The organism is Oceanobacillus polygoni (assembly GCF_008304605.1).
Taxonomy (GTDB): Bacteria; Bacillota; Bacilli; order Bacillales; family Amphibacillaceae; genus Oceanobacillus; species Oceanobacillus polygoni.
This window is the reverse complement of sequence record NZ_PIJY01000026.1, coordinates 81,576-104,999: the sequence shown is the minus strand read 5'-3', so window position 1 is coordinate 104,999 and position 23,424 is coordinate 81,576. Positions and strand designations below refer to the sequence as shown.

The 23,424-nt window shown below is 36.0% G+C and carries 21 protein-coding genes; all 21 read left to right on the top strand.

What is annotated here, in order from left to right; translation table 11 throughout:
- Window positions 1-9: 9 nt before the first annotated feature.
- The 21 genes from F1560_RS12380 (at window position 10) to xylE (ending at window position 23,317) form a co-directional block, all read left to right on the top strand.
- The gene (locus F1560_RS12380; RefSeq protein ID WP_149474945.1) at window positions 10-399 is read left to right on the top strand and encodes a tautomerase family protein; all 390 of its coding nucleotides are present in this window, start codon (window positions 10-12) and stop codon (window positions 397-399) included.
- A 479-nt stretch (window positions 400-878) separates the two neighbouring features.
- A complete protein-coding gene (locus F1560_RS12375; RefSeq protein WP_149474944.1) occupies window positions 879-2,351 on the top strand; it encodes a CoA-acylating methylmalonate-semialdehyde dehydrogenase in 1,473 nt (490 codons plus the stop codon).
- A 72-nt stretch (window positions 2,352-2,423) separates the two neighbouring features.
- Window positions 2,424-3,242, top strand: a complete 819-nt coding sequence (iolB, locus tag F1560_RS12370; RefSeq protein ID WP_149474943.1) for a 5-deoxy-glucuronate isomerase — start codon at window positions 2,424-2,426, stop codon at window positions 3,240-3,242.
- Between the two features lie 26 nt (window positions 3,243-3,268).
- A complete protein-coding gene (gene iolC / locus F1560_RS12365) occupies window positions 3,269-4,252 on the top strand; it encodes a 5-dehydro-2-deoxygluconokinase (protein WP_149474942.1) in 984 nt (327 codons plus the stop codon).
- Window positions 4,253-4,294: 42 nt separating this feature from the next.
- A complete protein-coding gene (gene iolD, locus F1560_RS12360; protein ID WP_149474941.1) occupies window positions 4,295-6,208 on the top strand; it encodes a 3D-(3,5/4)-trihydroxycyclohexane-1,2-dione acylhydrolase (decyclizing) in 1,914 nt (637 codons plus the stop codon).
- An 84-nt stretch (window positions 6,209-6,292) separates the two neighbouring features.
- A complete protein-coding gene (gene iolG, locus F1560_RS12355; protein ID WP_149474940.1) occupies window positions 6,293-7,336 on the top strand; it encodes an inositol 2-dehydrogenase in 1,044 nt (347 codons plus the stop codon).
- A gap of 5 nt (window positions 7,337-7,341) precedes the next feature.
- Window positions 7,342-8,250 (top strand): myo-inosose-2 dehydratase, encoded by a 909-nt coding sequence (gene iolE / locus F1560_RS12350; protein WP_149474939.1) that lies wholly within the window; start codon window positions 7,342-7,344, stop codon window positions 8,248-8,250.
- A gap of 95 nt (window positions 8,251-8,345) precedes the next feature.
- Window positions 8,346-9,941 carry a solute:sodium symporter family transporter gene (locus F1560_RS12345; protein WP_149474938.1) on the top strand — a complete coding sequence of 532 codons (1,596 nt, stop codon included), beginning with the start codon at window positions 8,346-8,348 and terminating at the stop codon, window positions 9,939-9,941.
- 38 nt (window positions 9,942-9,979) lie between these two features.
- Window positions 9,980-11,011, top strand: a complete 1,032-nt coding sequence (iolG, locus tag F1560_RS12340; RefSeq protein ID WP_149474937.1) for an inositol 2-dehydrogenase — start codon at window positions 9,980-9,982, stop codon at window positions 11,009-11,011.
- Window positions 11,012-11,055: 44 nt separating this feature from the next.
- Window positions 11,056-11,925 (top strand): class II fructose-1,6-bisphosphate aldolase, encoded by an 870-nt coding sequence (gene fba, locus F1560_RS12335; protein ID WP_149474936.1) that lies wholly within the window; start codon window positions 11,056-11,058, stop codon window positions 11,923-11,925.
- Between the two features lie 151 nt (window positions 11,926-12,076).
- Window positions 12,077-12,988 (top strand): DMT family transporter, encoded by a 912-nt coding sequence (locus tag F1560_RS12330; protein WP_149474935.1) that lies wholly within the window; start codon window positions 12,077-12,079, stop codon window positions 12,986-12,988.
- A 33-nt stretch (window positions 12,989-13,021) separates the two neighbouring features.
- Window positions 13,022-14,053 carry a zinc-dependent alcohol dehydrogenase gene (locus F1560_RS12325; RefSeq protein WP_149474934.1) on the top strand — a complete coding sequence of 344 codons (1,032 nt, stop codon included), beginning with the start codon at window positions 13,022-13,024 and terminating at the stop codon, window positions 14,051-14,053.
- Window positions 14,054-14,284: 231 nt separating this feature from the next.
- A complete protein-coding gene (locus F1560_RS12320) occupies window positions 14,285-15,085 on the top strand; it encodes a DeoR/GlpR family DNA-binding transcription regulator (RefSeq protein ID WP_149474933.1) in 801 nt (266 codons plus the stop codon).
- An 18-nt stretch (window positions 15,086-15,103) separates the two neighbouring features.
- Window positions 15,104-16,264, top strand: coding sequence for a diphosphate--fructose-6-phosphate 1-phosphotransferase (locus tag F1560_RS12315; RefSeq protein ID WP_149474932.1), 1,161 nt, complete (start codon window positions 15,104-15,106; stop codon window positions 16,262-16,264).
- 60 nt (window positions 16,265-16,324) lie between these two features.
- Window positions 16,325-16,564: a hypothetical protein gene (locus F1560_RS12310; protein WP_149474931.1), complete on the top strand. Its 240-nt coding sequence runs from the start codon at window positions 16,325-16,327 to the stop codon at window positions 16,562-16,564.
- Complete coding sequence (locus F1560_RS12305; RefSeq protein ID WP_149474930.1) at window positions 16,555-17,637, top strand: extracellular solute-binding protein; 1,083 nt, start codon at window positions 16,555-16,557, stop codon at window positions 17,635-17,637. Before F1560_RS12310 ends, F1560_RS12305 begins: the two co-directional genes overlap by 10 nt.
- 51 nt (window positions 17,638-17,688) lie before the next feature.
- On the top strand, window positions 17,689-18,585 hold the full coding sequence (locus tag F1560_RS12300; RefSeq protein WP_149474929.1) for a carbohydrate ABC transporter permease: 897 nt from the start codon (window positions 17,689-17,691) through the stop codon (window positions 18,583-18,585).
- 3 nt (window positions 18,586-18,588) lie between these two features.
- On the top strand, window positions 18,589-19,410 hold the full coding sequence (locus F1560_RS12295) for a carbohydrate ABC transporter permease (RefSeq protein ID WP_149474928.1): 822 nt from the start codon (window positions 18,589-18,591) through the stop codon (window positions 19,408-19,410).
- A gap of 504 nt (window positions 19,411-19,914) precedes the next feature.
- A complete protein-coding gene (locus tag F1560_RS12290; protein ID WP_149474927.1) occupies window positions 19,915-20,934 on the top strand; it encodes a Gfo/Idh/MocA family oxidoreductase in 1,020 nt (339 codons plus the stop codon).
- A gap of 38 nt (window positions 20,935-20,972) precedes the next feature.
- The gene (locus F1560_RS12285; protein ID WP_149474926.1) at window positions 20,973-21,803 is read left to right on the top strand and encodes a sugar phosphate isomerase/epimerase family protein; all 831 of its coding nucleotides are present in this window, start codon (window positions 20,973-20,975) and stop codon (window positions 21,801-21,803) included.
- A 98-nt stretch (window positions 21,804-21,901) separates the two neighbouring features.
- The gene (xylE, locus tag F1560_RS12280) at window positions 21,902-23,317 is read left to right on the top strand and encodes a D-xylose transporter XylE (RefSeq protein ID WP_149474925.1); all 1,416 of its coding nucleotides are present in this window, start codon (window positions 21,902-21,904) and stop codon (window positions 23,315-23,317) included.
- Window positions 23,318-23,424: the final 107 nt, after the last annotated feature.

The following is a 23,424-nucleotide window of genomic DNA, read 5'->3' as shown; positions in this document are numbered from 1 at the left end:
GAACAATACATGCCATTAATACGATTTGATGTAATTGAAGGTAGAACGGATGAAGCATTAAAAGTGTTGCTAGATGCTACACATGATGCAGTTGTTAGAGCGTTTGGTGTGCCAGAAAGGGATCGTTTTCAAATTATTACGCAACACAAGAAAAATGAAATGATTATTCAAGATACAGGGTTAGGTTTTGAGCGAAGTGATCAAGTAGTTGTGATTTCTATTCGTAGCACTCAGAGAAGTGACAAAGCTAAAAAGGAATTCTATCAGATCCTAGTCAAGGAACTAGGAGAAAGATGTGGTATTGAACCACATGATGTCATGGTTTCCATTGTAACAAATGGAGCTGGAGAATGGAGTTTTGGCTTTGGTAAAGCACAGTTTTTGACTGGTGAGCTTTAGGTATATGTAAAAATCAATGTGATAGTCCGATTCTTCATTTATGAGATTAAAAATAAGAAGATTTTAGAACCTATTAAAATGAATTGAAGCCTTCCTTTTATTAATTGTTGCCTATAGTTTTTTGATGATATTTAGTTTTTCTTCAATCCATTAAAGGGAAATCCAATTACTTTATTAGAAGTTTGATTATATAGGCCTTTGAAAGAAAGATTTCAAAGGTTTTTCTGTTTTATTAAAATAATAAACCTACGAATTAACCCAAAACGCTCTATTAACTCTTGTTAAGAATCCTGGAATTTGACTTATTTTTGGTTGTTTTGATAATAGTTGATAAAAAGTTAACAATAAAGTAACAGTAAAATGTTGACTGAAAGCGATAACAGTATTATTATATAATCATAAGGTGTTTAAAGAACTAAGAAATGGTGAGTTTCACTAGAAGATAGAAACCACTAGTAAAATATAGGGAGGAAATAAACATGACTGTATTAACAAAAGTAAGAAAGTTAAAGAACTTTATCAATGGAGAGTGGGTAGAAAGTAAAACTACTCAATATGAAGATGTATATAACCCAGCGACGAAAGAAGTAATTGCACAAGTTCCTCTTTCAACAAAAGAAGAAGTGGACTTTGCGGCAGAAGTTGCTCAAAAGGCATTTGAAACCTGGAAAAATGTACCGGTTCAAAAACGAGCAAGGATTCTATTTAACTATCAACAATTATTACAAAAAAATCAAGAAGAGTTAGCTCGTCTAATCACACTTGAAAACGGTAAAAACACAAGCGAAGCTTTAGGTGAAGTTGGACGTGGAATTGAAAATGTTGAATTTGCTGCAGGCGCTCCAACACTAATGATGGGAGATTCACTTCCAAATATCGCGACAGATGTAGAAGCGACGAACTATCGTTATCCAATTGGTGTCGTAGGTGGAATAACGCCATTTAACTTCCCGATGATGGTACCTTGCTGGATGTTCCCGATGGCCATTGCAATGGGTAACTCATTCATTATGAAACCATCAGAAAAAACGCCATTATTAACTGAAAAACTAGCAGATTTATTAGCTGAAGCTGGTCTGCCAAATGGAGTATTCAATTTAGTGTATGGTGCGCATGATGTTGTAAACGGTATCTTGGATCATCCGAATGTTAAGGCGATTTCTTTTGTTGGTTCTCAACCAGTTGGAGAATATGTTTACAAACGTGGTAGCGAAAACCTAAAACGTGTACAAGCACTTACTGGTGCGAAAAACCACACAACTGTACTAAAAGATGCGGACTTAGATGCTGCAGTTAAAGATGTTATCGCTTCTGCATTCGGTTCAGCCGGCGAACGTTGTATGGCATGTGCAGTTGTAACAGTTGAAGATGAGGTTGCCGATAAATTTATGGCAAAATTAAAAGAAGCTGCTGACAATGTAAAAATGGGTAACGGTTTAGATGATGGTGTATTCTTAGGACCAGTTATTCGTGAAGAAAATCAAAAACGTACGCTAGATTACATTGAAAAAGGTATTAATGAAGGTGCAACGCTCGTAAGGGATGGTCGTAAGGACGATTTAGATGGCGGATTCTTTGTTGGGCCAACAATCTTTGAAGGTGTAACAACTGATATGACGATCTGGAAAGATGAAATTTTTGCTCCAGTATTATCTGTAATCCGTGTAAGTAACTTGAAAGAAGCGGTAGAGCTAGCAAATCAATCTGAATTTGCAAACGGTGCTTGCTTATTCTCAACGAATGCTTCATCAATCCGTTACTTCCGTGAGAACATCGATGCAGGAATGCTTGGAATTAACCTAGGAGTACCGGCTCCAATGGCGTTCTTCCCGTTCTCAGGCTGGAAGTCTTCCTTCTACGGTACGTTACACGCAAATGGTAAAGATGGTGTTGATTTCTATACACGTAAAAAAGTGGTAACAGCACGTTATGCAGCACCAAAATTTAACTAATACCTAGAATTGAAGAAAAGGGAGAGTGATTCTCTCCCTTGTTCAAAATTTTGACCAAGGAGGATTTTTAGAATGAGTAAATTACTCCGTAAAACTATGCAAGAACAGATAGGAGAAGGTGTAACACTAGTACATGAAGTAACCCAAGAAAATTCGGGTCTAAAATATGTCGGTTTTAAGGTTATTGATCTTATACCAGGCGCTAATTATGAAGAAGCATTAGGAAAAGAAGAATGCTGCATTGTTGCATTAACTGGAAAGATTAATGTAACAGAAGGTGATCGAACGTTCGGTAATCTAGGTACGCGTCAAAGTGTTTTTGAAAGGAAACCGACTGATAGTATCTATGTATCAAATGACAGTAAGTTTCAAGTGGAAGCGGTGTCTAATGCAAGAGTAGCACTTTGTTATTCCCCATCTGAGAAGCAATTGCCTACAAAATTAATTAAAGCAGAAGATAATGGTATCGAAAATAGAGGGAAGTACAGCAACAAACGTTTAGTGCATAATATCTTACCGGATTCGGATCCTTCTGCTAATAGTTTACTAGTTGTTGAAGTATTCACCGAAACAGGAAACTGGTCAAGTTATCCGCCACATAAACATGATCAAGAAAACTTGCCACATGAATCATTTTTAGAAGAAAGCTATTATCATGAAATGGATCCACCACAAGGGTTTGTATTCCAACGTGTATATACAGACGATCGTTCGATTGATGAAACGATGACCGTTGAAAACGGAGACGTAGTTCTTGTGCCAGCAGGTTATCATCCAGTAGGCGTTCCGGATGGGTATAGCTCTTATTATTTAAATGTGATGGCGGGACCAGAAAAAGTCTGGAAATTCTATAATGATCCGGATCATGAATGGATTCTAGATCGAAAATAACGTCAACCGAGAGGGGTTAAATAAACATGAGTTATGAATTCAACAATAATCGAGAATACGATATTATTGCAATCGGTCGTGCATGTATTGACTTGAATGCAACGGAATATAACCGTCCAATGGAAGAGACGATGACTTTTTCTAAATATGTTGGTGGCTCTCCAGCTAACATAGCGATCGGAAGCTCTAAATTAGGACTCAAGGCTGGATTTATCGGAAAGATTCCAGATGATCAACATGGGAATTTCATAAAAAAATATATGTCAGATACAGGAATTGATACTTCCAATATGGTTGTAGATACAGAGGGACGTAAAGCTGGACTAACATTTACAGAGATTAAAAGTCCAGAAGAATGTAGCATTCTAATGTATCGTGAAGAAGTCGCTGACCTTTACCTACATCAAGATGAAGTACATGAAGATTATATTAAACAAGCTAAAGTCTTATTAGTTTCTGGAACCGCTTTAGCTCAAAGCCCTTCTAGAGAAGCTGTTATAAAAGCAGTTGGACTTGCAAGAAAGAATGATGTAAAAGTAATTTTTGAATTAGATTATCGTCCATATACATGGAAATCGAAAGAAGAAACGGCTGTCTATTATTCATTAGTTGCGCAGCAGTCAGATGTTGTGATTGGTACACGTGATGAATACGATATGATGGAAAACATAGAAGAAGGCGAAGGAGACAACCAAAAAACGGTTGCTCATTTATTTAACCATCAATCTGATTTAATTGTCATCAAACATGGTGTTGAAGGTTCTTATGCCTATACAAAAGCTGGCGATATTTATCGCGGTCACGCATATAAGACAAAAGTGTTGAAAACCTTTGGTGCAGGCGATTCTTATGCTTCAGCTTTCCTATATGCATTAATTAATGGGAAAGATATTGAAACCGCATTAAAATTTGGTAGTGCTTCAGCTTCAATCGTTGTTTCTAAACATAGCTCTTCCGAAGCAATGCCTACTGTAGAGGAAATTGAAGAATTAATTGCAGTGAATGCTTAATCATACTTCCTAGTAATCGTAAAGGGAAAGGTCGGATATCAGATGGAAAACAAGATAAGACTAACAACCGCCCAAGCATTAGTAAAGTTTTTAAATCAACAATATATCTATGTTGATGGGAAAGAGTTCCCTTTTGTAGAAGGTGTCTTTAACATTTTTGGACATGGAAATGTACTTGGAATAGGGCAAGCCCTTGAACAAGATCCTGGACATTTGAAGGTATTCCAAGGAAAGAATGAGCAAGGGATGGCACATGCGGCTATTGCTTATAGCAAGCAAAAGCTTCGTCAAAAAATTTATGCGGTAACGACTTCAGTAGGTCCTGGTTCTGCTAACCTTGCAGCTGCTGCAGGAACTGCTTTAGCGAACAATATTCCAGTATTATTTTTGCCGGGCGATACATTTGCATCAAGACAACCGGATCCAGTCCTGCAACAAGTAGAACATGAACATAGTGCAGCAGTAACGACGAATGATGTATTACAACCGGTTTCTAGATATTGGGACCGTGTTACTCGTCCAGAACAATTGATGTCAAGCTTACTTCGTGCATTTGAAGTTATGACAGACCCGGCTAAAGCAGGTCCAGCAACTGTATGTATTTCACAAGATGTAGAAGGGGAAGCGTTTGATTATGATGCGAAGTTCTTTGAAAAACGCGTTCACTATTTAGATAGGAAAGCACCAGTGGAACGTGAATTAAATGGAGCAGCTGTGTTAATTAAATCAAGCAAAAAGCCTGTCATCGTAGTAGGTGGTGGGGCTAATTATTCGGAGGCACGTGAAGTTTTAATAGAAATCTCTGAGAAACATCATATTCCATTAGTAGAAACACAAGCTGGTAAATCTACTATTGAATCTACCTTTCCAAATAATTTAGGTGGCTTAGGGGTTACAGGTACGCTAGCAGCAAACAAGGCGGCTAAAGAATCCGATTTAATTATCGGTATTGGAACAAGGTATACAGATTTTGCTACCTCCTCCAAAACTGCTTTTGATTTTGAAACCGCTAAATTTTTAAATATTAATGTTAGCCGGATGCAGGCATATAAACTAGATGCATTCCAAGTAGTCGCAGATGCAAAAGCTACACTAGAGCAACTTGTTCCATTACTGGAAGGTTATTTAACGGAGTTTGGCAATACTATTTCGGATTTAAAAGAAGAATGGTCAGCTGAACGTAATCGTTTAGGAAATGTTTCATTTAAACGTGATCAATTTGATCCAGAAGTAAAGGATCACTTTACTCAAGAAATATTAAATGAATATGCAGATGCACTGAATACAGAATTTGCTCAAACTACTGCATTACTAACAATAAACGATACGATATCACCCAATAGTAATGTGGTTACCTCGGCAGGTTCGTTACCAGGTGACATGCAACGGATCTGGAATCCAACTGCAACAAATACGTATCATGTTGAATACGGTTACTCTTGTATGGGATATGAAGTTTCTGGTGCATTAGGTGTGAAATTGGCCGATCCAGACAAGGAAGTATATTCCTTTGTTGGGGATGGAAGTTTCCTTATGATGCACTCTGAACTGATTACAGCTCTACAATATAATAAAAAAATAAATATATTGTTATTCGATAACTCTGGTTTTGGCTGTATTAATAATTTACAAATGGGTCATGGTAGTGGAAGTTATTTCACCGAATTCAGGACACATGACAACCAAATTTTAAATATTGATTATGCAAAAGTTGCAGAAGGGTACGGAGCAAAGGTTTATCGTGCGAATACCGTAGAAGAATTAAAAGCTGCCTTAGAAGATGCGAAAAAGCAAGAAACATCTACGCTTATTGAAATGAAAGTGTTACCAAAGACCATGACAGAGGGCTATGAGAGCTGGTGGAATGTAGGTGTAGCTGAGGTTTCAGAAAGTGAAAAGGTTCAGAAAGCATACGCAGAAAAGGTAGAAATGAGAGAAAAAGCAAAACAATACTAACATAGTGAGGAAGCTTAAATTACTATTCCAATTTAAGCTTCCACATAACTATCAAACATCAGTGTAGCGCGGAGGTAATAGAAAATGAGCGATATAAAATTAGGAATTGTTGGACTTGGTAGACTAGGTAGAACCCATGCTATGAATATAGCAAACCATATCCCTGGGGCTACATTAACAGCCGCTTGTAGTATTGCAGAAGAAGAGTTGGAATTTGCTAGAGTTGAACTAGGTGTTGAAGAAACTTACTTAACATATGAAGAAATGGTAGATAGCCCAAATGTGGATGCTGTTTGTATTGTATCTCCTTCAGGGTTTCATACAGAACAAATTCGTTTAGCTATCGAAAAAGGATTACATGTATTCAGTGAGAAGCCGCTTGGTCTAGAAATAGAAGATATTGAAAAAACCGTTGAAATCATAAATGCTCATCCTGAACAAGTGTTCCAAATTGGCTTTATGAGACGTTTCGACGAATCCTATCAATATGCAAAAGAAATGGTTGATAATGGAGAGCTAGGTGAACTTACATTAATTCGCTGTTATGGAATTGATCCGAGTTCGGGGCTTGAAAGCTTTGTGAAATTTGCTGGTGCAAGTAATAGTGGTGGACTATTTGCAGACATGTCGATTCATGACATTGATTTAGTGAGATGGTTCTCAGGTAAAGAAGTGAAGCGAGTATGGGCATTGGGTAAAAATGCGGCATATCCAGAATTGGATGAAGTGAATGAATTAGAGACAGGTGCTGCAATGATGCAATTAGAGGATAAAACAATTGCAATGCTTGTTGCAGGACGTAATGCGGCACATGGCTATCATGTAGAAACAGAACTAATCGGGACAAAAGGCATGCTACGTATCGCTGCTATTCCAGAAAAGAATTTAGTGTCTGTATTTAATGAGCATGGTGTGGTTCGCCCAACATCTCAACATTTTCCTGAACGTTTTAAAGAAGCTTTTATTAATGAAATGAAAGAATTTATAACTTGTATTAACGAGAAACGTCAGCCAGGTGTAAGTGCGTTTGATGGTTTACAAGGTACTAAAGTTGCAACCGCTTTACAGAAATCCATTGATACAAATGAAATCGTTGACATACCATCATTAGAAAGTATAAGGAGCTAACTTATATGACTACAAATGAAAAAATCCAATTTGGATGTGCACCCATTGCTTGGACAAATGATGACATGCCAGAATTAGGTAGTGAAAATAGTTTTGAACAATGCATTAGTGAAATGGCACTCGCACAATATACTGGAACAGAAATCGGAAATAAGTATCCGAAAAACCCTAATACTTTAAAAAGATATTTAGAACCGAGGAATCTTCAAGTAGCAAGCGCGTGGTTCAGTGCCTTTTTAACAACAAAGCCATTTGAAGAAACCGAAAAAGAATTTATAGCCCATCGAGATTTCCTATATGAACTGGGAGCAAAGGTGATTGTTGTCTCAGAACAAGGTCGCAGTATTCAAGGGAATATGGACACTCCACTTTTTAAAGAAAAACCTATTTTTACGAATGAAGAATGGGACAAATTAATAAGTGGTCTGCACAGACTCGGTGAATTGGCTGGGGAAAAAGATATGAAAATTGTTTATCACCACCATATGGGTACTGGTGTACAAACAACGGAAGAAATTGATCGACTGATGGAAAATACAGATCCTGACAAAGTTTCATTACTTTATGATACCGGACATCTCGTTTTTTCTGGTGAGGATTTGGATGGAGTTTATCAAAAACATCAATCTCGTATTAAGCATATTCACTTTAAAGACATCCGTGAAGAGGTTTTAAAAGAGGTCAAAGAGAATAATGATAGCTTTTTAACAGGTGTTAAAAAAGGTGCTTTTACCGTGCCAGGAGATGGTATGATTGATTTTACTCCAATAGTAAGGACAATCTATGAAAGCGATTACGAAGGCTGGATTATCGTTGAAGCAGAACAAGATCCTGCAAAAGCAAATCCCTTTGAATATGCATTAATGGCAAAAAAATATATGGATGGGATTATACCACAAAAAAATTTCGTTTAATTAATTTTCAAGTGGGTTGCTCTTTTGTTGATAGATTGCTTAAAAATATTAAAACAGAGCAGGTAATTCTTTATCCATCTTAGGGAGGTAACACCATGAATATCTTTGTTCTCTTCAGTTTCATTTTAATTGTTGGTGGTATTGGGATTTACGGATATATAAGAAGTCGGGCAGTTAACAATAAGACAGCTGAAGGTTTTTTCCTTGGAGGTCGAAGCTTAACAGGATTTACAATTGCTGGGACAGTTATCATGACAAATCTATCAACAGAGCAATTAGTTGGCCAAAATGGTCAAAGTTATGTAGCGGGAATGGAAGTAATGGCTTGGGAAGTAACTGCTGCGATTGCTTTAGTATTCTTAGCACTCGTTTTCTTACCAAAATATATGCAATATGGTGTAGATACAATACCTGACTTTATCGAAATTCGTTATGACACCATGACAAAAAGAATCGTTTCATTTCTATTTATATTTACTTATGTGACAGCATTTCTACCAGTTGTTTTATACTCGGGGTCACTTGTTTTTAATAAAATTTTTCGGGTGGACGAATTACTGGGTGTTGAGCCATTAGTGGCAGTTGCGCTTATTTCTGCTGTCATTGGTGTCATTGGTCTCATCTATTTACTCGTAGGTGGTTTATCATTAGCGGCATTCAGTGACTCTATTTATGGTGTAATGTTAGTTGTTGGAGGACTCTCGATCCCTGTTATTGGTTTAATAATAATAGGTGATGGCAGTTTTCTTGAGGGACTTGATTTTGTGAGAATAAACTCACCAGAATTATTAAATGCAATTGGACCAGTGGATTCCAATATCGTTCCATGGCCAACACTTTTCTTAGGGATGTTTTTTAATAACCTATACTTTTGGTGTACGAACCAAATGATTGTACAAAAGACACTTGCAGGTAGAAATCTTAAAGAAGGTCAAAAAGGTGCTTTATATGTGGCATTCTTCAAAATTTTCGGTGCCTTATTCCTAGTGTTTCCAGGAATTGTTGCGTTTAATATGTTTGGGGATTCTATAGGTAATCCTGATAATGCCTATCCAACATTAATTACTGCAGTGTTACCAGAATGGGCTTATGGTATTTTCGGAGCTGTTATTTTTGGCGCAATCTTGAGTTCATTTGTAGGTTCTTTAAATGCGACAGGAACATTATTCACATTAGACTTCTATAAACCAGTATTTAAAAAGAATGCAACCGACCGTCAAGTTGCTAGAGCAGGGAAAATGGTTACAGTTGTTGTAGGGTTGATTTCAATTATTATTGCACCATTAATCTCGTTTGCTCCATCCGGTTTATACGCGCTTGTTCAACAGTTTAACGGTCTTTACAGTATGCCATTACTTGCAATAGTTGTGTTAGGTTTCTATTCCAAATATGTTACAGCACGTGGAGCCAAAATAACTTTTATTTTCCACATTATTGCCTACGGATTTGTAAGTTTCTTTTTACCAGAAATTCATTATTTATATACATTAAGTATTTTGTTCCTACTAGATGTATTAATCCTTTGGTTAGTTGGTAGAATCAGCCCATTGACTACACCATTTACATTTAACCAAGAGTTAAATAAAGTTGATTTAAATCCATGGAAACATCGAAAATTAGTGAGTGCTATCGTTATTATTGTAATGATTGGTGCGTATGTTGTATTCTCACCACTAATACTTGCTAAATAAATTAATTATTCGTAAATAAAGATAAAGGGGTTTTAAAAATGCTGGAAAAAGAAATTATAGTTGGAGTTATAGGAGCAGGAAGAATTGGAAAATTACATGTGAGTAATCTAAAAAATTTACCAAACGTCCGTGTTAAGACGGTTTCAGATGTTTTTATCGATCATCTGGGAGAATGGTTCGAAACTTCAGGAGCTGAGCAACTAACGAAGAGTTACCAAGACATTCTAAATGATCCAGAAATCGATGCCATTTTTATCTGCTCCCCAACGAACACGCATATAGAAATTATCAAGGAAGCGGCTATTACGGGAAAACATATTTTCTGTGAAAAACCAATCAGCTTTTCCGATAAGGAAACGATGGAAGCATTTGAGGTGGTTAAAAAGGCTGGTGTTAAATTCCAGATTGGATTTAATAGAAGATTTGACCGAAACTACAGCAAAGTACAAGGATTGGTAGAAGCGAAAGAAATCGGTGATTTGCATATTTTAAAAATTACCTCAAGAGACCCTGAGCCACCTTCCTTAGAATATGTTTCAACCTCAGGTGGACTATTTATGGATATGGCTATTCATGACTTCGATATGGCACGTTTTGTTTCAGGTTCAGAGGTAGAAGAAGTTTTTGTTCAAGGAGCTTCATTAGTAAATCCTGAGATCGGGAAAATTGGAGATATTGATACAGCAATTATTTCATTAAAGTTTGCAAATGGAGCTATTGGTGTAATCGATAATAGTCGTCAAGCTGCATATGGCTATGATCAACGTTTGGAGGCATTTGGTTCTAAAGGTTCTGCAAATGTCAAAAATGAAACAGAATCGAGAGTAGAATTTTTATCAAAAGATGGTGTAAAAGAAGACAAGCCATTACATTTCTTCCTAGAAAGATATAATGATGCATATATCAAAGAAGTTATAGAATTCTTTGAAGCTATTACAAATGATTCGGAAGTTTCCTGTACGTTTAAAGACGGGATTATGGCACAAAGAATTGCAATGGCAGCAAAAGAATCTCTAGAGAGTGGTAAGCCGGTTAAAGTGAAGCTGTTGGAAAAACTAACTATAAATTAATGTGAGCAAATTTCACTAAAATTAGAAGAGGGAGGAGTGATTGAATGTTTGTATCGATGAAAGAAATACTCAAAGAAGCAAAAGATGAACATTATGCAGTTGGCCAATTTAATATGAACAATTTTCAATGGGTACAAGCCATTTTAAAAGCTGCAGAAGAAGAAAATTCACCGGTAATCATCGCTTCTTCAGATAGAATCGTAGACTATTTAGGTGGATTTGAATTAATTGCTTCTACCGTAAAAAAAATGGTTGCAGAAATGGACATTACTGTTCCAGTTGTGATGCATTTAGACCATGGATTAAGCGTGGAAAGCTGTAAGAAAGCAATTGATGCAGGCTATAGCTCGGTCATGTTTGATGGCTCCAAATTTTCGATTGAAAAGAATGTTGAGTTAACAAAAGAAGTTGTTGCATATGCACATGCTAGAGGAGTTTCTGTGGAGGCTGAGGTAGGGTCAGTTGGTGGAAATGAAGATGGCATTATTGGTGGGGTGAAATATGCAGATCCCAAAGAATGTGTTCGTCTCGTTAATGAAGCGAATATTGATGCGCTAGCTGCTGCACTAGGATCTGTTCATGGCCCATATCAAGGTGAACCGAAGCTTGGGTTTACTGAAATGAAGGAAATATCAGAGCTTACGGATGTACCACTTGTATTACATGGTGGTTCGGGTATTCCAGAAAATCAAATTAAGAAATCAATTGAACTTGGTCATGCGAAGATCAATGTTAATACAGAATGTAATCAGGCTTGGGCTAACACGGTTCGAGAAATTTTAGAAAAAGACAAGGATTTATATAACCCACAGTCCATCCTTGTACCTGGAATGGATGCGATAGCTGAGGTTGTAAAAGAAAAGATGAGACTGTTTGGTTCAAGTAATCAGGTGCGTGTAATTAATAAAGTTTAACAAAAAGGATGAGTATTTCATCCTTTTTGTCATAGTATTTAAAATTGACTTTAATGTGAGATAAGTATAGTTTTGCATGTAAAGGTTTAGATTAAACCATCTGACGAACGCTTATTAGTAATGGTTAAGGGTAATGAAAGAAGGGAAATGGATGAGGAATTCGCTCATGTATGGGCAACTCGTTTTTGTAATGGTCATGTGGGGATTTAATGTTGTTGCAATTAAGGTGATTGTGGGACAATTTTCAGCAGTGACGATTACTTCTTTACGGATTTTCTTAGCGGCTATGGTTGTCTATTTTATTCTCTGGGGTACGAAACAAGTTCGATTACCTAACAGGCAAGAGTTCTATTATATTTTCCTTATATCGCTTACTGGAATAGCCGGCCATCATTTCTTTCTGTCGGTCGGATTGACACAAACAACGGCTTCTAATGCTGGTTTGGTTTTAGGAACGGTTCCACTCTTTACGTCCATCCTTGCAGTTAAGATGTTAAAAGACCAGCTTTCGGTTTTGAGAATAATCGGCATCATTTTTGGATTAGTGGGTGTTTCCTTTGTTATTCTTGTTGGAAACATAAATGGCTTAGCATTGAATGCTGGTGATATTTATATATTCCTTGCTGTTCTTTTCCAAGCAATAAGTTTCATTTACATTAAAAAAGCAACGGAAACGATGGGAGCTAGATTAGTTACAGGATCTACTCTACTGATAGGATCCTTGTTGTTATTTATTATCAGTTTGGTGATGGAGCCGAATGGAATTGCTAGTTTGCAAAATGGTACGATACTGGGCTGGGGGGTTTTTCTCGCTTCTGCAATTTTTGCTACAGCAATTGGTCAGTTCCTATACAATCATGCGATTCAATTTATTGGACCAGGGAAATCATCTATATTCATGAATTTATCGCCTTTCTTTGCACTGCTAGGTTCTTTCTTGTTTCTTGGAGAGCAAATTTCCATCGCTCATTTCTTTGGTTTTATTCTAATTGTCATGGGAGTTATTTTAGGATCGGGTATGGGAGACAGGCTTATTTACAAAAGAAGGTTGTACGAGAGATAGTTTCATATATAAATTTGGAGGTGGGTAAATATAATGAAGGCATTAATCAAAAAAGGACTAGGAGCAGAAAATATTGGACTTGACGATATAAAGTCTCCAATAATAAAGGAAAATCAACTTAAAGTAAAAGTACATGCAACAGGTATTTGTGGTACAGATGTACATATAGTAGAGGATGAATATCCGGCAGATTACCCTGTCGTTTTAGGTCATGAATACTCTGGTTATGTGGAAGAAGTTGGGGATAATGTTGCAAATTTCAAAAAAGGCGATCGAGTGGTTTCACATACTGCTGCAGTTACTTGTGGGGGATGCTATTACTGTAAACATGGACTGCTTATGTTGTGTACGGACAGAAAATCAATTGGATCTGGTGTGAACGGTGCGTTCGCTGAGTATGTAGCAATACCTGCAGAACTTGCTTATAAAGTTCCAGAAAATATTAGTATGGATGAAGCTGCACTTAGTGAACCATTAGCTTGTATTGTCCGAAGTGTGATTGAAAGAGCGACAGTGAAAGCGGGAGATAATGTAATAGTGTCAGGACCCGGTACAATTGGACTTTTAACATTACAGGTAGCTCAGGCAAGTGGAGGAAATGTTGTTGTAGTTGGAACCACTCAGGATAAAAGTAGATTGAAACTTGCTTTAGAGCTTGGAGCAAAAGATACCATAGTAGTTGACGACGAAAAGGATCGAGAAAAATTAAAAAGCGTGATGGGAACTTATGACGTTGCATTCGAATGTTCAGGTGCAGCACCATCAGCGGATAACTGTTTACATTTGTTGAAGAAAACGGGTCTTTACGTACAAGTAGGATTATATGGGAAGAAAATTGAATTCGATCATGATTTAGCTTTAATGAAAGAAATTAATATAACGAACAGCTATGCTTCTGAACCGACATCATGGGCAAGAGCGCTTCAATTATTGGAAGCTGGACAAGTGAATGTTCGTCCGTTAATTTCTAATAAACTCCCATTGGAGGAATGGAAAAAAGGTTTTGAAATTGTGATGAATAAGGAAGGGTATAAGGTGTTGTTGGATCCTCACTCTACAAAATAGTGTAGGGGAGTTTAATGTCTAGATGAATATGTACTTTAACAGATATAAGTGCAAGGAAATAACTCCAGTATAGATCTGGAGTTATTTGTTTTAAACAAACATATTAAGAAAAAAGTATCAGAAAATAAAGAAAAATAACTTAAAAAAATAAATAAAAAATATTTTTACATTTACAAAAACAAAAAGATCGTTTAAAATAAAAAAAAGTAAATAAAAGAAAGCGTGAGAAATATGTTTGTAACAAAAAGGCAACAATTAATGTTTAGTTATATTAAGGAAAAGGTTGTAGTTAGCATTAACGAAGTTGCAGATACATTCAAGGTTTCTGTTGTTACCGCAAGAAAAGATATAGAAATCCTTGAAAAACAAACTGCAAATATTAAAAAGGTGCATGGGGGGGTCATATGGAAAGAGGAAGACATTGAAGAAAAGCAAGTGCAACATGATTCACTTACTTACTTAAATGAACGTTTTTCGGAACGAGTTAAATTAAATCCCACAAAAAAGAAAGCGCTTGCAAATAAAGCTATAACTCTAATTCAAGATGGTGAAAGTATTTTATTAGATGCAGGTTCAACCATATATGAGTTTGCTAAAACAATCCCGAATAATAAAAAATTAACAGTACTGATAACTGCACTAAATATAGCTGAGGTATTGGAAACAAATCATGCTGTTACGAAAATTATTCTGGGTGGAGTATTTCGTTCGAAGTCAACTACTATGGTTAGTTCTATGATGGAACAAACTATTTCATCAGTTCATGTAGACAAACTATTTATTGCTGCATCTGGTTTATCTCTATCTCATGGTTTTACATGTAATGATATTCTTGAAACGGATGTAAAAAAGGGCTTACTAGCATCAGCGAAAGAAGTGTACTGGTTATTGGACTCTTCGAAGATTGGAAAAATAAGTTCTTTTCAAATTTCGCCACTTAAACGTAACCATTCTCTTATTGTTGATAGTGGTATTCAGATGGAAGATAAACGAAAGTTAGAAAAAGAATTAAATGTAATAATAGCAGATTAACAGAGAGGTGGTTTTGTTGTGAATATTTTGGTTGCACAATCAGGAGGACCAACACCTGTCATTAACGCTACTTTATATGGGGTTGTAATGGAAGCGCTTGTTAGTAGTGGAATAAACAAAATTTACGGATCAATCAATGGAATGGAAGGTATTCTAAACAATGAGTTAATCGATCTAAATGGTCTTGCCAGCGAGCTTAATGCGATTAAACATCAACCGGGAGCTTTCTTAAGCGGTTCAAGGTATCAATTAACTGAAGAAGAGTTACAGACAATAGTTACCCGATTAGATGAACTGAATGTTGATGTTTTATTCTACATTGGTGGGAACGGGTCTGCTGTTACAATTACGAAAATCTATGAAATTTGCAAAAATAGAAAGTTGGATATTCAGTGTATTTTTATTCCTAAGACGATTGACAATGATATTGAGGGAACAGACCATACACCTGGATTTATCTCAGCAGCAATCAGTCTTGATCGAATACTTACTGGAATTGAGATAGACTTTCAATCGTTTCGTTCCAGAAATCAAATAGAGATTGTCGAAGTAATGGGTGGAAACTCAGGGTGGTTAATGGCGGCTGGAGCAGCTAGAAAGAGAGACTTTCCAGTTCTTGCGTATTTGTCAGAAAAAGAGTGGGAAATGGAGAAAATTTTAGAAGATGTGGAGAAAGCTATAAAAAGTAATCAGTCTATTATTCTATTAGTACCTGATCATATGAATATACATCACCTCAAATCAGAGATTAATCAGAACAATCCTAGAAATAAATATAATGGTGGAATTAGCTACAAGATTGCAAATGAGATTCAACAGCATATCGCAATCAAAACGAATATAACAATACCAAATAGTATATATACATGTTCCGTTGGAGCGCAGCTTGATTTAGAAGAGGCAGAATTAATCGGAAAGGAGGCCATTACAATCGCATTAGCTGGTGAAACAGGAAAGATGGTAGGGATGGAAAGAGTGAATTATACCCCTTACGAAATAAAAATAAAATCTGTTCCTTTATCCCATATCTATGGGAAGGAAAGGGGGCTACCATCGCACTTTTGGGATGATGCTAATCAATTGCCTACACTAGCGTTCCGGGAATACATGCAACCATTTATTGATTTGAAATCTTCGTTTAATCTGATAGACGTAAAAGATTTATTGCAATTAAAATAAAATCAAAGTTTTGTTGGCGATTTCTAATAGTAAAAATATAAATGCGAAGGGGAATTTAGGATGAAAATAAAAAAGTTATTTTTCTTATTCATTATAGCTATTTTTATTCTAGCAGCATGTAGTCCGCCATCAACAGCAAATAAGTCAGAAGATGAAGGATCCACAAAAGCAGCTGAAGAAAAAACAGAAGATGGAAAAACACAAATTACTTGGTTACAGCACTGGGTGAATGAGCAAGGTGCTGAAAGAATCAATCAAGTAAAAGAAGCATTTGAGAAAAACATCCAGATATTGAATTAATTATTGAAGATATTCCATTTGCGCAAGAACATGATAAAATTCTAACTTTAGATTTATCTGGAAATCCCCCAGATATCGTTACCCCAGCCGGTTCGTGGATAATTGAGTTTGCAGAAGCAGGAATTATTGATCCAATTGATGACTATCTTGCAAAATTACCAGAAGAACAGCTAAAACAGTTAGAAGGTCCAATGTTACAGGAATACAAAGGACATATTTATGGTATGCCAATTACAAATGGAAATATTGCGATGTTCTATAATAAAGCATTACTAGAAGAAGCTGATGTAGAAGTGCCAACTACATGGGAAGAATTTGTGGATGCTTCTATTAAACTAACAGATCCTGAAAACAACCGCTATGCATTAACAGGAAACTTAGCTGTAGAGCCTCCAACTGCCGTCATTTATGAGGTAATGCCATTTATTGTTCAGGCTGGCGGCAAGATTCTGGAAGACGGTAAAGCTGTATTTAACTCACCTGAAGGAGTTAAAGGCCTAGAGTTTTTAAATGATCTGATTAATACACATAAAATAACAACCCCAGGTGAATTTAATGCAGGGGAAAAAGAAAAGAGAGCAAATTTCTCAGCAGGAAACGTTGCATTTATGTTTGAAGGTCCATGGGGAGTAACGATCCAGAAAAATTTAAATCCTGATTTAGACTTTGGCATAGCTCCATTACCAAAAGGAGAACAGTCAGGGACAACTGTACAAGGGTCCGTCTTGGCTCTTACATCGAAAGGTAAAAATAAGGAAGCTGCATGGAAATTCCTAGAATTCATGGGTAGTGCAGAGGGACAGTTGATATGGGATAAGGCAACTGGATTCTTCCCCTATAACACGAAAACAATGGAAGACCCATTATTCAAAGAAGATCCTTACTTAAGTGTATTTGTGGATACATTTAAGAACTCGGATCGCGTGGAAGTAATTGATCATTATCTTCCAGATGCAAATGATCTGAAGAAAGAGTTCACAAATGAAGTTCAAAACTATCTATCTGGTAGGAAATCTGCACAGGAAGCACTTGATGATGCAGCTTCATATTGGAATGAAGCACTAGGAAAATAAGAAATGGTGGAGGGGTTCTAAAGCGAGCCCTTCCTAAAATGGAGGTACATTATGAAAAACAATGGATACCAAAATCAATATTTTGATTATTTTAAGAAAATATCCTTCATCCTACCTGCACTTTTACTGTTATTACTATTAACAGCTTATCCACTCTATCAAGTGATCATTATGAGCTTCTATGACTACTCCAATACAGATAATCCTATATTTGCAGGGATAGAAAACTATACACGTTTCTTTGTAGATCCATTATTTTGGAAATCATTAATCAATACGATTATTTTTACCATTGTCAGTGTTGCCTTTAGCTTTATTATCGGAATGACGTTTGCTCTTTTATTAAACCAGCAGATTAATACGAAGTTTCGTGCCGTATTTCGTTCAGTGTTAATTTTTCCATGGTTAACCTCTTCGACTGTGGTTGCCGCAATTTTTATGTTAATGTTTAATCCATTTGGTCTTATTAACCATTTTCTAAGTATGTTTGGGATGGATACGTTAGCACAAACAGCGTGGTTAGGAAATGAAAACACTGCTCTTGCATCGATTATCATAGCCAACGTTTGGCGTAGCTTTCCATTCATGATGCTTATGTTATTAGCGGGTCTTCAAACAATTCCAAAAGATTTATACGAAGCGGCAGAATTGGATGGAGCTGGTTTCTTTCAGAGATTACTTTATATTACGATTCCATCATTGAAGAATATTATTTTAACACTAGCAACATTAGAATTTATTTGGAACTTCCGCGCGTTTGATCTTGTTTTCCTTATGACAGGTGGAGGTCCAATGAATAGTACAGAGATTTTATCTACTTATATTTATCAATTTGCATTTAGAAAACTAGACTTTGGATATGCATCTGCAACGGCGTTATTTATGCTATTAGTTATGGTTGCGTTATCATTATTTTATGTTCGGAAATCGATTAGTAAGGAGGACTAGTTCATGTCGAAAAGAGGAAGAGTCGCAACCTATTTATCTATTATCGTATTAGGTAGTATCGCCCTAGTACCGATTCTGTGGATGATCAGTGTCATGTTCAGATCTAACCCGGACGTATTTGCTGTACCATTAAGTTTGCTACCACCGGAGTTTACGTGGGAGGCGTTTGCAAAGGTTTTTAGTAATCAAGATTTGATGCGACTATTTCTTAACAGTTACATCATAGCTATTGCTGTTACGTTTATTTGTGTGCTTTTTGCTGCACTTGCTGGGTATGGATTTTCTCGTTTTGAATTTAAAGGAAAACGAACAGCGTTAATTTATATTTTACTAACGCAAATGTTTCCTATGGTTCTATTAGTCATTCCTTACTTCTTATTCGTTTCAAGAGTTGGTTTATATGATACGTATTGGGCGCTAATTTTAGCGTATACTTCATTCGCTTTACCATTTTCTATTATGATGTTACGTGATTTCATCAATACGATTCCAAGGGAGTTAGATGAAGCAGCGAAAATGGATGGGTGCGGACCGTTTCGAACATTTTTCTTTATTATTTTACCTCCTAGTTTACCAGGATTAATTTCTACGGCTGTTTATACGTTTATTTTAGCTTGGAATGAATTCTTGTTTGCTGTAATGTTAACGAACTCCATTGCTTCTCGTCCGTTAACGATTGGGATTGGAATGTTAATTGGAGAGTTTACAACAGAGTGGAACGCGTTAATGGCTCTGTCCTTCATGGCTAGTGCACCACTTATCATTGTTTTCTTGTTTGTTCAAAAATTCTTCTTACAAGGACTTACTGCTGGAAGTGTTAAATAGAAAGTTAATTAGAATTCCTTACGAGAATGTAAAGAGAGATAGTAATTTCATTATTGGGAAAAATCGTTTAAAATTATTTTGGAGTTTTGGAAAATTATGTTCAAAAAGCAGGTAGAAGCTGAGAGAGAAGAAGGCTCGAGTATTGTCTGTTTTTTTTAATTATCTATTATTCCACTTAATGTGAGTGGTTGCCCAAAAAAATAGTTTTTTTGGCAGTTTTTGATAAGAGTTTATCAAAAACTGCTTTTTCGGTGTTTAGAAGCCTATAAAATTCATACTCTATGGATAATTTAGTTACTGAAACATTATTATTTTGGTTATGTTTATTGTTTTATGTGAAGGTTGGAACAAAATAAGTTGACTTCCTTTATGAAAATGCTTACAATATCAAATAAGGAAAGAGCTTTCCTTATTGTTTTAAGTACAACAATGTATTATCTTTTATTGTTTAATATTTTTAGAGAAAGTTCTTTCTTTAAATCGGTTGAAATGGGAGGAATAACGATGAGAAAACTAAATATAGGACTGATAGGCGCTGGGAGAATGGGGGCATTTCATGGAGAAACGATAGCCAATCGTATACCGAATGCTAATTTGTATGCGGTTGCAGATCCGGTTCCAGGTGCTGCAGAGAATTTGTTAGACAAGCTAGAAGTAGCTGCGAAAACATTCGCAGACCCAACGGAATTAATTAAGGATGAAAATATTGAAGCTGTTGTAATCGCTTCTCCTGCAAGAACGCATGCTTGTAATGTGCTTGCCGCTATAAATCAAGGGAAAGCAGTGTTTTGTGAAAAACCAATGGCAATTAATATGGAAGAAGCGAATCGTATTCTACAAGCAATAGAAGGAAATAAGAATCTAGTGCAGGTTGGTTTCAATAGAAGATTTGAAAATGGTTTTCGATCTGCACATGAAGAGATTGTAGCAGGTAAAATAGGAACACCACAACTACTTAGATCAAATACAAGAGATCCTAAGTTAAATAGAGCGGAATCGATACAAGAATGGACAATCTTTTTAGAAACGTTAATTCATGATTTTGATACATTAATGTATTTAAATCCAGGAGCTAAACCTGTTGAAGTGTATGCGATTGCAGATGCTTTAATCAGACCAGACTTAAAAGAAAAAGGACTATTAGATACCGCGGTTGTAAATATAAAATTTGATAATGGAGCGATAGCGACTGCTGATGCTAACTTCCAAGCTGTATATGGTTATGATGTTAGAGCAGAAGTATTTGGGTCAGAGGGCATGCTTACTACAGGCGGTATCCGAAAATCTAACATGATTAGGTATAACAAAAATGGTGCAAGTTACGATACTTGTCGATATGATCAAGATTTGTTATTCGATGCTTATGTAAGCGAGTTAAGAAGTTTTACCAATTCTGTTATCAGCAATGAACCAACAGTAGTCAATGCGGAAGATGCTGTATGGGCTTTGAAAATCGCATTAGCTAGTATCGATTCTGTCAAAATGAATTGTCCGATTAAAGTTGGAGAAAAGACTTTCGTTTAATAGAAACATATAAGGCATTTAGATATGGAGGGAAAATAATGACTAGAGATTATGGGCTTACAGTATGGACTTTTGGAGATATATCTTTCGAGAAGAAATGTAGAATTTCCAAAGAGATTGGTGTAGAAGGTGTAGAAATTCAAGGCGATTTGTCTCAAGATCCGGAGAAGCTAGTAGCTACTTTGAAGAAGTATGATTTAAAAATTTTGTCTGTGACACCAGATAATGTGGACATTTCAAGTACTGACGAACAAATCCGTACGAATGCTGTAAACTATTTCTTAGATTTAATTACTTGGTCTAAGAAGATTGGTGCGGAAAGAATTTGTGTACATGGTGATGTTGGTAAAACACAAGGATGTGGTGATTTTACTAAAGATTGGAAATTGCTCATAAGTAGTGTATCAGAGATACTTAAAAAAGCAGAAGAATTGGATATGGAAGTTGTATATGAAGTATTAAATCGTTATGAAAATCATCAAATTGTTACGGCTAAAGAAGCATTACGATTAATAGATGAAGTAAAATTTGAAAAATTCTATGCTTTACTAGATTCTTACCATATGAACATTGAAGAAGCAAATCCTGTTGAAGCTATTAAAGAAGCAGGGAAAAAATTAGGTGTATACCATGTAGCTGATTCAAATAGGGAAGCAATTGGTAATGGTCATATTGATATTAAGGCACAAGTGGAAGCGTTGCATGAGATTGATTATAAGGGACCAATTATCATGGAGATGGTAGCTGCTGGTCCAAATCCATTTACACCTATGAAAGATGGAAATTATTTAGAGGAAGTAACAATGTACTACAAAGATTCTTTAGAAAAATTAAAAGCGTATGATGTAGCTAAAGTAAGTTTAAGTTAAATCGTTAAACAGTTTCAATATTAATCCATAATATTTTGAAACTGTTTACAAAGCTGATACATACGATGTGATCAAATATAAAGGAGAGTTAAATAAGAATGAAACCTCACGTGAAGTATATTATTTACTTAACAATAATTGCAGCTTTAGGTGGTCTATTGTTTGGTTATGACACTGCGGTCATATCTGGAGCGGAGCAGTCTTTGCAAGTTTACTTTATTGATAGTTTAGGTTTGAATACGTTTTTCCATGGATTAACCGTATCTAGTGCACTGATTGGTTGTATTATTGGTGGGATTATTAGTGGTTTTGTTTCCAATCGAATTGGTCGCAGAAATACGCTTATGATTGCTGCGGTTTTATTCTTTATTTCTGCCTTATTATCAGCATATCCAGAATTTTTATTTTTCACAAAAGACGAGCCGACGATAGGATTATTTATTATGTTTAACATCTATAGAATTCTAGGTGGTATAGGTGTTGGCTTTGCTTCTGGCCTGGGGCCATTATATATTAGTGAAACAGCTCCTGCAAATATACGTGGACGATTAGTAACACTAAATAACTTGGCTATTATCTTTGGTACATTACTCGTATATTTTGTAAACTACAGAATAGCTTCCGGACAAGCAGTTGAGTGGATTAATGATCTTGGTTGGAGGTATATGTTTGCTTCAGAAGCAATTCCAGCTATCTTATTCTTTTGTTTATTATTTTTGGTTCCAGAAACACCGCGTTATTTAATTTCTAAAAATAGAGATAAAGAAGCGATTAAAATTTTATCAAAAGTGAATGAAACAAAAGAACAAGCCATGCAAACATATTATGAAATCAAAAAGTCGATGGAGACAACAACTGGACAAATTTTTTCTTATGGGAAAATTGTCATTGTCGTTGGGATTTTACTTGCGTTTGGACAACAATTTGTGGGGATTAATGTAATCTTATATTATGCACCACGTATTTTTGCAAACTTAGGCTTTAGTGCAGATAGTTCCATGTTGCAAACCGTATTATTAGGTGTTGTTAATCTTGTATTCGTTTTCATAGCTATTATGTTTGTAGATAAGGTAGGTAGAAAAAAATTATTACTTATCGGTTCTGTTGGGATGGCAATTGGAATGTTAGGAGTTGCAACTCTTGCTTTTATGGATTCAATGGGAATGATGGCCCTCGTACTTATTTTATTCTATGCTGCAACATATAACCTTTCATGGGGACCTCTTATGTGGGTAGTAGCTTCGGAAATTTTTCCAAATAAAATACGTGGTCAAGCAATGGCAATCATAACGGCAGCAAACTGGGGATCTAACTTATTAATTTCGTCCACTTTCCCTTCATTACTAGCAATAAATGCTGGAATGACGTATGGGATATATGGTGTTATGTGTATCCTTGCATTCATTTTCGTATGGAAATTGGTTCCAGAAACAAGCGGGAAAACGTTAGAAGAAATTGAAAGGTATTGGGTAGAAAAAAACGAAAGAAAACCCTTGAGTAAGAAAGCTATGTAGAAAAAAGCAAGCGAATGCTTGCTTTTTTGGGTTGAATGACAAAGGAACAATGATGGTATATTATAGAAGTTGTCATAGGTTTTATCAGTAATGTGAATTACATATGT

Coding starts and splice junctions, on each gene's coding strand:
- F1560_RS12320 (WP_149474933.1), top strand. CDS start 14,285: ATGTTTGTAACAAAAAGGCAACAATTAATGTTTAGTTATATTAAGGAA.
- F1560_RS12375 (WP_149474944.1), top strand. CDS start 879: ATGACTGTATTAACAAAAGTAAGAAAGTTAAAGAACTTTATCAATGGA.
- xylE (WP_149474925.1), top strand. CDS start 21,902: ATGAAACCTCACGTGAAGTATATTATTTACTTAACAATAATTGCAGCT.
- iolD (WP_149474941.1), top strand. CDS start 4,295: ATGGAAAACAAGATAAGACTAACAACCGCCCAAGCATTAGTAAAGTTT.
- fba (WP_149474936.1), top strand. CDS start 11,056: ATGTTTGTATCGATGAAAGAAATACTCAAAGAAGCAAAAGATGAACAT.
- F1560_RS12295 (WP_149474928.1), top strand. CDS start 18,589: ATGTCGAAAAGAGGAAGAGTCGCAACCTATTTATCTATTATCGTATTA.
- F1560_RS12285 (WP_149474926.1), top strand. CDS start 20,973: ATGACTAGAGATTATGGGCTTACAGTATGGACTTTTGGAGATATATCT.
- F1560_RS12380 (WP_149474945.1), top strand. CDS start 10: ATGCCATTAATACGATTTGATGTAATTGAAGGTAGAACGGATGAAGCA.
- F1560_RS12300 (WP_149474929.1), top strand. CDS start 17,689: ATGAAAAACAATGGATACCAAAATCAATATTTTGATTATTTTAAGAAA.
- F1560_RS12310 (WP_149474931.1), top strand. CDS start 16,325: ATGAAAATAAAAAAGTTATTTTTCTTATTCATTATAGCTATTTTTATT.
- iolG (WP_149474937.1), top strand. CDS start 9,980: ATGCTGGAAAAAGAAATTATAGTTGGAGTTATAGGAGCAGGAAGAATT.
- iolC (WP_149474942.1), top strand. CDS start 3,269: ATGAGTTATGAATTCAACAATAATCGAGAATACGATATTATTGCAATC.
- iolE (WP_149474939.1), top strand. CDS start 7,342: ATGACTACAAATGAAAAAATCCAATTTGGATGTGCACCCATTGCTTGG.
- F1560_RS12345 (WP_149474938.1), top strand. CDS start 8,346: ATGAATATCTTTGTTCTCTTCAGTTTCATTTTAATTGTTGGTGGTATT.
- F1560_RS12290 (WP_149474927.1), top strand. CDS start 19,915: ATGAGAAAACTAAATATAGGACTGATAGGCGCTGGGAGAATGGGGGCA.
- iolB (WP_149474943.1), top strand. CDS start 2,424: ATGAGTAAATTACTCCGTAAAACTATGCAAGAACAGATAGGAGAAGGT.
- F1560_RS12325 (WP_149474934.1), top strand. CDS start 13,022: ATGAAGGCATTAATCAAAAAAGGACTAGGAGCAGAAAATATTGGACTT.
- iolG (WP_149474940.1), top strand. CDS start 6,293: ATGAGCGATATAAAATTAGGAATTGTTGGACTTGGTAGACTAGGTAGA.
- F1560_RS12330 (WP_149474935.1), top strand. CDS start 12,077: ATGAGGAATTCGCTCATGTATGGGCAACTCGTTTTTGTAATGGTCATG.